The following is a 10,727-nucleotide window of genomic DNA, read 5'->3' as shown; positions in this document are numbered from 1 at the left end:
TCGGCGGCCAGCACCGGCCCGGTGAACACGCTGACGGCCAGGTCGCGGTTGTCGGCGCCGTTCAGGACGTAGTCCTCCAGCCCCGCCCACAGCGTCCGGCCCGCGTTGAACGCGTGGTGCCGCGGGTGCTGGGGCGGCTGGCGCGTCCCACGACCGGGTCGTTGAACGGCCCGATCGGCCCGCATCGCCGCTGGCTGTGGACGCACGCCGAGCTGGAGGAGATCCGGCGGGTGCGCAAGGCGTTCGGCGGGACGGTCAACGACGTGATCCTGGCGGCGGTCGCGCAGGGGTTCCGCGCCGTGCTGGAGGGCCGCGGCGAGCTGGAGCCGGGTGACCGGGTGCGGGCGCTGGTGCCGGTGTCGGTCCGGGCCGGGGACGAGCGCGGCGAGGTGCGCAACCGGGTGTCGGGCGTGCTGGTGGAGCTGCCGGTGGGCGAGGAGGATCCGCTGCGGCGGCTGTTCGAGGTGCGCGAGCAGATGAACGACGTGAAGCGCACCCACCAGGCGGCGGGCGGGGAGGCGCTGGCGCGGCTGGCGGGGTTCGCGCCGACGCTGCTGGCGCTGGGGTCGCGGTACGCGCTGAGCCAGACGCAGCCGCTGGTGCAGACGGTGGTGACCAACGTGCCGGGTCCGCCGTTCCCGCTGTACGTGCTGGGCCGCAGGCTGGTGGAGCTGTACCCGTTCGTGCCGCTGGCGATGGGCATGCGGGTCGGGGTGGCGGTCTTCTCCTACGAGGGGCGGCTGACGTTCGGGCTGACCGGCGACTTCGACGGGATGCCCGATCTGGAGGTGCTGGCCGCGGGGATCGAGGCCGGCTTCGGCGAGCTGCTCCGGCTGGCGCGGGCCGCGTGAGGCGCGTGCGGGAGCGTCCGGCCGTTCCGGCCCGTCCGGCGGGCGCGGGCCGGAGACCGGAACCCGCTCGGGGGCTGTGCCGATCATGGGGTGGAGGAATACGCTGGGAGGCGAAGGCTGACTGCCTCTTACCGGGAGGGCGCTCCCCGGGGAGGTGACGACGATGCGCGATTCCGGCATCGGAGGAGGCATGCCGCGCGGGCCCGGCGGCCCGCGAGATCACCGGCCGCCCCGGTCGCGGCGGCGGCTGCGCCCCTTGCTGGGCCTGGAGCGCAACCGGCTGCGCCGGCCGGTCGACCGGACGCAGCGGGTGATCGCGCTCTGCCTGCTGTTCCTGCTGCTGGCCCTCGCTCCGCCGGCCGCCGTCTGGGGCGGGTCCCTGGCCTACGGCTCGGGGCTGCGCGCCGAACGGGCCGAGCGCGCCGAGCGGCAGCAGGTGGTCGCCACGGTGCTGGCCACCGGCGGGCTGGCCTCGACGGGCGACCGGTACGTCCACGAGACCGTCCAGGCGACCTGGCCGCGGCCGGGCGCGGCGGGGCAGGACGCGAAGCCCCGCACGGGGACGCTGCCGTCCTGGAAGGGCGCCAGGGCCGGCGCGAAGAAGCCGATCTGGGTGGACCGGGCGGGCGATCCGGTCGTGCGGCCCCGCCCGCACAGCCGGACGGTGACCGACGCGGCGTACGCGGGCGGCGGGGCGGCGATCGGGGCCGGGCTGCCGCTGCTGGGCGTCTACCTGCTGGTGCGGCGCCGCTGCGACCGGCACCGCTACGAGCTGTGGGAGGACGCCTGGGCCCGGCTGGACGCCGACCGGGGCCGGCACCGCCCGTTCTGACGCTCAGAGGCGGCCGGTCCGGCGCTGGGCGGCCAGCAGCCAGACCAGGTAGGCGCCGCCGATCAGGCCGGTCACCACGCCGACCGGGAGCTGGTGGCCGGGGAAGAGCCGCTGCCCGGCGAAGTCGGCGGCGACCATCAGCGCGGCGCCCATGACCAGCGACGGCACCAGGTTGGGGCCGGGCTCGCGGGTCAGCATCCGGGCCAGCTGCGGCGCGGTGAGCGCGACGAACGCCACCGGCCCGGCCGCCGCGGCGGCGAAGGCGCACAGCAGCACGGCGGCGGCCAGCAGGCCCAGCCGGATCCGCGTGATCGGGACGCCGAGGGCCCGCGCGGCGTCGTCGCCCAGTTCCAGGATCCGCAGCGGGCGCGCGCAGCCGGCCAGGACGGCCGGCACCAGGACGGCCATGACCGCCAGCAGCGGCCCGGCCTCGCCCCAGTCGCGGCCGTCCAGGCTGCCGGTGAGCCACAGCGCGGCGCGGGCCGCGTCGGTGATCTGCGCCTTGGTGATCAGGTAGCCGTTCACGCCGGTGAGGATGGCGGCGACGCCGATGCCGACCAGCACCAGGCGGGCGCCGTGCGCGCCGTGCCGGCCGGTCAGCGCGTAGATCGCCAGGCCGGTGGCCACGCCGCCGCCGACCGCGCCGGAGGCGACCGCGGGGCCGCTGGCGCCGAACAGCACGATCATGGTGAGGACCCCGGCGGAGGCGCCCTGGGTGAAGCCGAGGAGGTCGGGGCTGCCCAGCGGGTTGCGGGAGAGCGACTGGAAGATCGCGCCGGCCAGGCCCAGCGCGGCGCCGGTGGTGAGCGCGGTGGCCACCCGGGGCAGCCGCAGCTCGTGGACGATGAACGCCTGCGCCGGGTCGCCGTTGCCCAGCAGCGCGGACAGCACGGCGCCGGGGCCCATCGGGTAGTCGCCGGAGCCGATGAGCAGCACGGCCACCGCGAGCGCCGCCAGCGCGCAGCCGAGGGTGGCGGCGACGGCGCGCGGCGCGTACCGCAGCGAGGTCCCGCGGGGGCCGCGGACGGTGGGAGGCGCGCCCCTGTCTTCCTCCCTGGGGGCGGTTCTTTGTGGGGGGACGACCCCCCACACCCCCCGGCAAGAACGCACGACCGCCCTCCGGGCGCTCGGCCGGTCGTGCCCCCGGACCCCCCGAACGGCTCCGCCGCTCATGCGGCGGCCACCCGGCGCCTGCGGACGAACGACAGGAACAGCGGGCCGCCCAGGACCACCGTGACCACGCCCACCTGGATCTCCGAGGGGCGGGCGACCACGCGGCCGATCACGTCCGCGGCCAGCATCAGCGCGGGCGCCAGCACCGCCGAGTACGGCAGCACCCAGCGCAGGTCGGGGCCGGTGAGGGCGCGGACCAGGTGCGGCACCATCAGCCCGACGAAGATGATCGGGCCGCAGGCGGCGGTGGCGGCGCCGCACAGCAGCGTCACGGCGACGATCGCGGCGGCGCGGGTGCGGGCGGGCCCGGCGCCCAGCGCGCGTGCGGTGTCCTCGCCCATGGCCATGGCGTTCAGCGGCCGGGCCAGGGCCAGCGCCAGCAGCGTCCCGGCGAGGATGAACGGCGCGACCCGCGCGATGGTGGCGGGCTGGGCGGCGGCGAGCGAGCCGACCGTCCAGAACCGCATCCTGTCCAGCGAGGCGGTGTCGAGGAGCTGGACGGCGTTGACGTAGGAGTAGAGCGCGGCGTTGAGGGCGGCGCCGGCCAGCGCGAGCCGCGCGGGGGTCGCGGTGCGGCCGCCGCCGACCGCGTACAGCAGGACGGCGACCGCGCCCGCCCCGGCGAAGGCGAACCACACGTACCCGGTGATGGAGCCGATGCCGAGGAAGGAGATCGCCGACACGACCGCCGCGGAGGCGCCCGCGTTGATCCCGAGGATGCCGGGGTCTCCGAGCGGGTTGCGGGTGAGTGACTGCATCACCGCCCCGGCCAGGCCGAGCGCGGTGCCGGCCAGCAGGCCGAGCAGCGTGCGCGGCAGCCGCATATGGTGGACGACGGTGTAGCCCTCCGAGCCGGCGTCGAACAGCCCGTTCCAGGTCTGCGCCGGCGACAGCTGCCGGGCGCCGACGGCCAGGCTGAGCAGGACGACGGCGGCCAGGACGGCGAGCGCGGCGAGCAGCCCGGCCGCCCGGGGCGGTGCCGTGGTGGGGCCGGCGGCCTGGCGGTTCATCGGGGGCGTGACCTTGATCTCTGGACAATGACTTAGGTTAGGTTAACCTAATTCGAGATCATCGTTGCAAGCAGGACGGAACGCTCCATGTCGCACAACCCCCTCCCCCGGTTCTCCCGCCGCGGAGTCCTCGCCGCCGGCGGCGCCGCCGCCCTCGGCGCCCTCGTCAGCGCCTGCGGCGGCGACGGCGGAACGGTGTCGTCGGCGGGCGGCGGCGCGTGGACGTGGACCGACGACCGGGGCGAGAAGGTCTCCCTCAAGGCCCGCCCGCAGCGGATCGTCGCCTACGTCGGGGCGGCCTCGGCGCTGTACGACTTCGGCGTCGACCAGCAGATCGTGGGCGTGTACGGCCCCGTCACCCTCAAGGACGGCCGGCCCGACCCGCAGGCCGGCGACCTGCCGATGAGCGGGCGCACCGTGATCGGCAACGCCTACGGCGAGTTCAACATCGAGAAGTACGCCAGGCTGCGGCCCGAGCTGCTCATCGACAACATGTTCGTGGACGGGCAGCTGTTCTACGTCCCGGCCGAGAGCAAGGACAAGATCTTCGCGCTGGCGCCCCAGGCGGCCGTCTCCACCGGCGCGGTCGCGCTGCCCAAGCCGGTCGAGCGGTACGCGGCGCTGGCCGCCTCGCTGGGCGCCGACCTGAACGCGCCCAAGGTCACCCAGGCCAGGGCCCGGTTCGAGAAGGCCGCCGAGACGCTGCGCGGCGCGGCCAAGGAGGCCGCCGGGCGCGGGATCAAGGTGCTGGCCGCCTCCGGCAGCCCCGACCTCTTCTACGCCTCCAACCCGGGCAAGAACACCGACCTCATCTACTTCAAGGAGCTGGGCGTCGATCTGATCGTCCCGGACAAGGTCGGCAAGGACGGTTATTTCGAGGAGCTGAGCTGGGAGAACGCCGGCAAGTACGCGGCCGACGTGATCATCCTGGACAGCCGCACCCAGGCCCTCCAGCCCAAGGACCTGGCCGCCAAGCCGGCCTGGCGCGACCTGCCCGCGGTCAAGGCCGGGCAGGTCGTGCCCTGGCAGCCCGAGCCCCGGTTCTCCTACGCGGGCTGCGCCCCGATCCTCGAAGCCCTCGCCAAGACCGTCCAGACCGCCGAGAAGGCCGTCTGAACTCCCCGTTCACACCAGACCTCCACCGACCCGAGCCGACCCTCCGATTCTGAGCCGACCGCCTGACCTTCGGGAGAGCCACTCGTGAGCACGGGAACCACCACCACCGCCGCCCCCTTCCTGTTCTTCAACCTCGAGGTCGTCGCCACCGAGCGCCTCAGCCCCACCATGCTGCGCGTCACGCTGGGCGGCGAGGGCATCGCCGGGTTCGCCTCCGGCGGCCGCGACCAGCGCGTCAAGCTGTTCCTGCCGCATCCGCACCAGGAGGCGCCGCTGGTCCCGGCCGAGGCGGGCGACGACTGGTTCGCCGCCTGGCGGGCGATGGACCCCGCCGAGCGCGGGATCATGCGGTCGTACACGGTGCGGCGGCAGCGGCAGGGGCTGCTGGACGTCGACTTCGCGCTGCACGGCCACCGCGGTCCGGCCTCACGCTGGGCCGCGGCCGCCCGCCCGGGCGACCGGATCGCCGTCCTCGGCCCGACCGACGCCGACAACGCCGGGGTGGACTTCCGCCCGCCCCCGGCCGCCGACTGGGTGCTCGTGGCCGGCGACGAGACCGCGCTGCCCGCGATCGGCGGGATCCTGGAGGCGCTGCCGGACGGCCCGCCCGTCAAGGCGTGGATCGAGGTGCCCTGCCAGGCCGACGCCGACGGCTACGACCTGCCCGCCGGCGCCGAGATCACCTGGCTGCTCCGGGACGCCGGCGGCAGCCTCGCCGCCGCCCTCCCGGCCGCCGAGTTCCCGGCCGGCGCCCCGTACGCGTGGCTGGCGGGCGAGGCCAAGACGACCCGGACCCTGCGCCGCCACCTGGTCAACGAGCGCGGGCTGGACCGGAGGTCGATCTCGTTCACCGGCTACTGGCGCCGCGGCGCCGCCGAGGAGGACCTGCTCGCCGAGGTGCTCGCGGGAGGCACCCCCCACACCGAGGAGTGACCTCCCGCGCCGGCACCGCCGGGTTCTCGACCGCCCGTCGCTACTGGTAGGCGGGGACGAACCAGCGCACCTTGTAGAACTGGGCGCCCGGAAGGGTCCGGGTGGCCTTCTGCGAGGCGCTGCCGAAGAACTCGGCGGTGTCGGTGCACCAGGTCGTGGCGCAGCCCTCCCTGGGACGGGTCAGCACGACCTGCCTGGTGGAGGGGTTGTCGCCCACCGCCTTCACGATCGGCAGGTCGATGTCCGCGGAGCCGCGGTAGGAGGCGGTGTAGCGCTTGGTGGACTTCACGTACTGGTAGACGCCGTAGTTGGTGGTGATCCAGAGGCGGTCGCGGTCGCCGTACACCGGGGCCAGGTCGTGGCCGCCCTGGCTGGGCAGGGCGGACCGGCTCACCTCCTTGAGGGTGGGCTTGCCCGCCGTCCCGCCCACCTTGAGGCTGACGAGGTGGTCGTCGCCGATGGCCCACAGCACCTTGCGCCGGGGGTCCCACAGGACGCCGTGCCCGCCCTTGAGCGCGAACTGGGTGTAGGCGGAGGCGGCGCGTCCCTGGGACGCGGCGTACACGCGGATCCACCCGCCCGTGCTGGCGGCCGCGGCGACGTTGCCGTTGGGGAGCAGTTCGGTGGCGTGCGGGTTGCTGGGGGCTCCGGCGTCGGTCGCCCACAGCCGCTTGCCCGAGGGGTACTCGACCGCGCCGAGGAAGCCCTTGGAGTCGGCGGAGAGCACGTAGGTCTTGCCCTTGGCCTTGCGGACCCGCACGTCGGAGGGCAGGCTCCACGCGTGGGCGACGTCGGCGAAGCCGTTGGAGGCGGTGGGAGTCCACTTCCACTTGGCGGACGCGGTCGTCCAGGTCTTCTTGGCGGCGTCCAAGACGACGATCCGGTGGCCGCCCTGGTCCCCGCCGATCACCAGGCCGCTGGCCGTGCCGCCGGCGGCCTTGACCGAAGGCTTGGCCCGGGCCGCGCGCAACTCGTCCGGGAGCGGGTCGGTGCGGGGCACGAAGCCGGGCGGCGTGGGGGTCGGCGGGGGCGTGGGGGCCGCGGCCTGCACGGGGACGGCCAGGGCGGGGGCGGCCGGCACCGGGACGGCCAGGAGGGCGCCGCCCAGGACAGTGAGGGTTTTGCGCAGCATGAACGCTCCTGCACTCGATGTCGTGCCAGGAGCGTCTCTGCCGCAAATGTCGAGAGCCGGACCGGTCGGTGATCAGCAATCGACGGCGGCGGGAAGCTGTCCGCGATTTCCGTCAGATCACAGGTCATCCGTTCTTCATGAAAGGCCCCGACCGACCCGCCGCTACGCGTAGAGGGCGTCGTGGAAGGCGATCTCGGCCTCGAGCATGCCGGTGAACCATCCGGCGAGCACCGGATCGGGCTCGGTGAGCCGGTCCACCTGCGCGGCCAGCGCCGCCACCCCCTCGCGGAACGGGTCGCGGGCGTGCAGCGCGACCCACTCGGCGATCGGCCCCGACCGTACGGCTCCGCCCTCGTGCGCCCGCGTGCACCAGGTGAGGTAGAGCGTCTCGGCGGCGAACAGGATCGTCGTCACCGCCGCGTAGCCGCCCGTGCGCGCGGCCTCCAGGCTGTACTCGGAGAGCCGGTCCGCCTGGGCGAGCGCCCCCGCGCCCAGGTCCGCCCGGACGGGCCAGGCCGCGCGGGCCGCGCGGAAGTAGTCGGTCTGCTCGGTGGTCAGGGCGTGGACGGCGCGCGCGTTGCGTTCCAGGGCGTCGCGGTCGGGGGCGTCCCAGACCGCCAGCCCGTGCAGGCGCGTCGCCGTGTCGACGAAGCCCTCCTCGATGAGCAGGTAGTCGGCATAGGTCTGGTCCGTGACGGCGCCGGTGCGCACCTCCTGGATGAAGCGCAGTCCGAGGGCGCGGTCCAGGGGGTCGGCGCAGCCGTCCAGGAGTCGTTGGACGCGGGTCATCCGGCGAGCCATTCGACGAGGCCGCCGAAGACCTTCGCGTACCCGTCCCAGTCCTCGCAGAAGTGCGTGGGCGCCCAGTGCGGGGAGCAGTCGGAGGTGAAGACCGCCGAACGGCCCCGCCCGTGGCCGGCGACCGCGACGAGCGGGTCGCCGTTGAGGGTGGCCAGGACGTCCGTACCGGGCCGGGTCCGTACGCGGTTGTAGCCGAGCAGCGACGGCCACTCTCCTGAGACGCCCCCCAGCGCGGGGTGGGACGCGTCGGTCACGGTGGCGTTCGCCCCGGCGGGAAGCTCCACGCGGTCGTCCTCTGGCAGCAGCTCGACCGGGAGCACCTCGTGCAGGACGGTGTTGCGGAACGCCGCCTTGCCCTCGAACCCGGTGAACGACAGGTAGCCGCCCACCATGAGCAGCCCGCCGCCGCCGGAGACCCAGTCGCGCAGTCCCGCGAGCCGGTCGGCGCCGGGGCGCGCCTGCTCGAACACCTCCGGGGCGAGCTGGATCGAGTTCGCGCCGATGTCGGACAGCACGACCACGTCGTACTCGGACGGGTCGGCGGGGAACTCGGCGGGGACGAGATGCGCCGGCAGGTGCACCACCTCATGGCCGCGGCTCCGCAGCGCCTCGCGCAGCGGCCCGACGCCGACGACGTACGAGCTGGTGGTGAAGTGGTCCACGCCCTTGATGTGGGTGGACTGGGTGACCCAGCTCTCGCCTGCGATGAGAACGCGGCTCATATGTCTCGCACTCCTTCTGTGTTGGTCATGCCGGGGCGGTCGCCGTGGCTTGGTCTGTGTCAGCGTGCGGCCGCCGCTTGGAACAGCCGGACGGGATTGCCCCGCAGCAGGTCCTCGGCGACCTCCCGCGAGGTGCCCAGGCCGACGAGGCGCTGCAGGAACAGGGTCGGTACGTAGCGGAAGCCGTTGCCGCCGTACCGGGTGAGCATCCCCTTGAGGAACACGTCGTGGCTCAGCAGGAGCTGGTGGCCGTGCCCCCGTTCGATGAGGGCCGCCACGGCGCGGGCGGTCTCGTGGGGCGCCGGGGACTGGCCCTCGCCGGGATACAGGAACGGCATCCCGACCATGTCGAACTCCAGCCACACCTCCCGGTCGGCCACCGCGCGCTGATAGGCGGGGTCGTCGCCGGAGGGATCCATGTGGCACAGCACCACGGCGCCCGGCGGCACCCCGTACTCCCCCAGCACGATGTCGAGCACCTCGTGCGCGCGCCGCTGCCACCCGGGCAGGTGGATGTAGAGGGGAACGCCCGTCTCACGCTGCGCGCGCGCCGCCGCCCTCAGGGAACGATGCTCGGCGGGCGTGAAGTCCGAGGAGACGCCGATCTCGCCGATGACGCCCGGGGCGATCCCCGTACCGTCCGCGCCGTGCTCGAACTCGGCCACCAGTTCCGCGGCCAGGTCCTGCTCCGAGGTGGAGGCCAGGTGCGGCGGGTGGAAACGCTCCAGGTACCAGCCCGACCCCATGACAACGCGCAGCCCGCTCCGCTCGGACAGGGAGCGGAGCACCCGCGGGTCGCGGCCCAGGCCCGCCGGGGTGACGTCCACGATCGTGCCGCCGCCGGACGCGGCGAACGCGACCAGGTCCTCCAGCATCGCGCCGGTGTCGTCCAGCACGCAGTGGTCCAGGCACGCGTACGGGTTCTCGCGCAGCAGCCACGCCAGCTGCGGCGAGGTCCTGGCCTCGCGCAGGAACCCCAGTTCGGGATCCGCGGGCGGGCTCACCGCGTCGCGCACGTCGTTCCACAGGTGCTCGTGGGTGAGGGTGAGACCGAGCCCCGCCGCGGGGACGGGGCCGGTCACGGTCGTCACCGTCATGGCGTGCCGGTCACCGTTTCCCTGAGAGATGCTGGAACAGGTCGGCGAGCGTGCGCCCGCGCAGGTTGATCCAGATCGCCGCGATCAGCACCAGCCCGGTGACGATCGGGGTCAGGAACGGGCTCACCCCGAGCAGCGTCAGCCCGTTGGCGATCACGCCGGTGATCAGCGCGCCGATGATGGTGCCGACCACCGTGCCGCGCCCGCCGAACAGGTTGGTGCCGCCCAGCACCACCGCGGCGATCACGGTCAGCTCGAAGGCCTCGCCGGAGTTGGCCGAGCCCGAGCCCAGCCGGGCCGCGGTGAGGATCCCGGCCGCGCCCGCCGCGAGCCCGGTCAGCATCAGCGTGATCATCTTGATCCGGTCGGTGTTCACGCCCGCGCGGCGCACCGACTCCTCCTGCGAGCCGATGCCGTTGACGTAGGTGCCGAACCGCATCCGCGCCAGCAGCACCGCGCCCACGACCACGACCGCCAGGGCGATCCAGGCCAGCACGGAGAAGCCGAGGAACTTGGCCTCGCCGATCCGCGCCACGAACAGCCGCTTGTCGATGGGCACCGAGAAGCCCTGCGTCCACAGCTGCGCGATGCCCCGGATCACCGACATGGTCGCCAGCGTGACGATGAACGGCGGGATCTTCTGGTAGGCCGACAGCCAGCCGTTCACCGCGCCCCAGAACAGGCCCGCGGCCAGCCCGGCCACGATGACCAGCGAGGAGTCCCAGCCGGCCTGGAGAAGCTCGGCGGTGGCCACCGCCACGAACGCCACGGTCGACCCGACCGAGAGGTCGATCTGCCCGGTGCTGATCACGAACGTCATCGCCACCGCCACGATCAGCGTGATCGCGACCTGGGTGGCCAGGTTGGAGAGGTTGCCGAAGGTCAGGAAGTTGTCGGCGGCCACCCCGAAGCCCAGGAACACCGCCACGGTGACGGCGGCCATCGCCACCGTCGCCTTGTTGGCACGTTCCCACAGGCTCGGGTTCGAGGCCGTCACCGTGGCCGTGGCCGGAGCCGTCTGTACGCTCACGCCGTGTCCCCCGCTCGCTTCCGGGGCGCC

At 74.1% G+C, this 10,727-nt stretch carries 11 protein-coding genes; 4 read left to right on the top strand and 7 right to left on the bottom strand.

All coding sequences use genetic code 11. The annotated features are described in order from the left end of the window. Both ACFPZN_RS49510 and ACFPZN_RS49505 read left to right on the top strand, forming a co-directional pair. Window positions 1-851, top strand: an 851-nt coding sequence (locus ACFPZN_RS49510; protein ID WP_378291009.1) for a WS/DGAT domain-containing protein, incomplete at its 5' end; no start/stop codon positions are given. 163 nt (window positions 852-1,014) lie between these two features. After that, window positions 1,015-1,683 carry an Rv1733c family protein gene (locus tag ACFPZN_RS49505; RefSeq protein WP_378291007.1) on the top strand — a complete coding sequence of 223 codons (669 nt, stop codon included), beginning with the start codon at window positions 1,015-1,017 and terminating at the stop codon, window positions 1,681-1,683. A 3-nt stretch (window positions 1,684-1,686) separates the two neighbouring features. On the opposite strand, the gene ACFPZN_RS49500 is transcribed toward ACFPZN_RS49505, so the two are convergent. Together ACFPZN_RS49500 and ACFPZN_RS49495 are read right to left on the bottom strand one after the other, a co-directional pair. Continuing rightward, the gene (locus ACFPZN_RS49500; RefSeq protein WP_378291005.1) at window positions 1,687-2,793 is read right to left on the bottom strand and encodes a FecCD family ABC transporter permease; all 1,107 of its coding nucleotides are present in this window, start codon (window positions 2,791-2,793) and stop codon (window positions 1,687-1,689) included. Window positions 2,794-2,852: 59 nt separating this feature from the next. Continuing rightward, entirely contained in the window at window positions 2,853-3,866 is a 1,014-nt protein-coding gene (locus ACFPZN_RS49495) for a FecCD family ABC transporter permease (protein WP_378291003.1), read from the bottom strand. Window positions 3,867-3,953: 87 nt separating this feature from the next. On the opposite strand from ACFPZN_RS49495, the gene ACFPZN_RS49490 reads away from it, so the two are divergent. Then, window positions 3,954-4,982, top strand: a complete 1,029-nt coding sequence (locus tag ACFPZN_RS49490) for an ABC transporter substrate-binding protein (RefSeq protein ID WP_378291001.1) — start codon at window positions 3,954-3,956, stop codon at window positions 4,980-4,982. 84 nt (window positions 4,983-5,066) lie between these two features. Next, window positions 5,067-5,915, top strand: coding sequence for a siderophore-interacting protein (locus ACFPZN_RS49485; protein WP_378290998.1), 849 nt, complete (start codon window positions 5,067-5,069; stop codon window positions 5,913-5,915). 40 nt (window positions 5,916-5,955) lie between these two features. Here the strand turns inward: ACFPZN_RS49485 and ACFPZN_RS49480 are convergent, their stop codons facing one another. From ACFPZN_RS49480 to ACFPZN_RS49460, 5 genes are all read right to left on the bottom strand, one after another. After that, complete coding sequence (locus ACFPZN_RS49480; protein WP_378290996.1) at window positions 5,956-7,047, bottom strand: DUF6528 family protein; 1,092 nt, start codon at window positions 7,045-7,047, stop codon at window positions 5,956-5,958. Window positions 7,048-7,209: 162 nt separating this feature from the next. Continuing rightward, window positions 7,210-7,836 carry a TenA family protein gene (locus tag ACFPZN_RS49475; RefSeq protein WP_378290994.1) on the bottom strand — a complete coding sequence of 209 codons (627 nt, stop codon included), beginning with the start codon at window positions 7,834-7,836 and terminating at the stop codon, window positions 7,210-7,212. Further along, entirely contained in the window at window positions 7,833-8,570 is a 738-nt protein-coding gene (locus ACFPZN_RS49470) for a glutamine amidotransferase (RefSeq protein ID WP_378290992.1), read from the bottom strand. Before ACFPZN_RS49470 ends, ACFPZN_RS49475 begins: the two co-directional genes overlap by 4 nt. Before the next feature lie 59 nt (window positions 8,571-8,629). Further along, window positions 8,630-9,667 carry a phosphotriesterase family protein gene (locus tag ACFPZN_RS49465; RefSeq protein ID WP_378290990.1) on the bottom strand — a complete coding sequence of 346 codons (1,038 nt, stop codon included), beginning with the start codon at window positions 9,665-9,667 and terminating at the stop codon, window positions 8,630-8,632. Window positions 9,668-9,677: 10 nt separating this feature from the next. Next, on the bottom strand, window positions 9,678-10,697 hold the full coding sequence (locus ACFPZN_RS49460; RefSeq protein WP_378290987.1) for an ABC transporter permease: 1,020 nt from the start codon (window positions 10,695-10,697) through the stop codon (window positions 9,678-9,680). Window positions 10,698-10,727 lie beyond the last annotated feature (30 nt).

It is taken from the genome of Actinomadura rugatobispora, assembly GCF_042656285.1.
Classification (GTDB): domain Bacteria; phylum Actinomycetota; class Actinomycetes; order Streptosporangiales; family Streptosporangiaceae; genus Spirillospora; species Spirillospora rugatobispora.
This window is presented reverse-complemented; position numbering and strand designations above follow the sequence as displayed.

Coding starts and splice junctions, on each gene's coding strand:
- ACFPZN_RS49505 (WP_378291007.1), top strand. CDS start 1,015: ATGCGCGATTCCGGCATCGGAGGAGGCATGCCGCGCGGGCCCGGCGGC.
- ACFPZN_RS49495 (WP_378291003.1), bottom strand. CDS start 3,866: ATGAACCGCCAGGCCGCCGGCCCCACCACGGCACCGCCCCGGGCGGCC.
- ACFPZN_RS49490 (WP_378291001.1), top strand. CDS start 3,954: ATGTCGCACAACCCCCTCCCCCGGTTCTCCCGCCGCGGAGTCCTCGCC.
- ACFPZN_RS49480 (WP_378290996.1), bottom strand. CDS start 7,047: ATGCTGCGCAAAACCCTCACTGTCCTGGGCGGCGCCCTCCTGGCCGTC.
- ACFPZN_RS49475 (WP_378290994.1), bottom strand. CDS start 7,836: ATGACCCGCGTCCAACGACTCCTGGACGGCTGCGCCGACCCCCTGGAC.
- ACFPZN_RS49470 (WP_378290992.1), bottom strand. CDS start 8,570: ATGAGCCGCGTTCTCATCGCAGGCGAGAGCTGGGTCACCCAGTCCACC.
- ACFPZN_RS49465 (WP_378290990.1), bottom strand. CDS start 9,667: ATGACGGTGACGACCGTGACCGGCCCCGTCCCCGCGGCGGGGCTCGGT.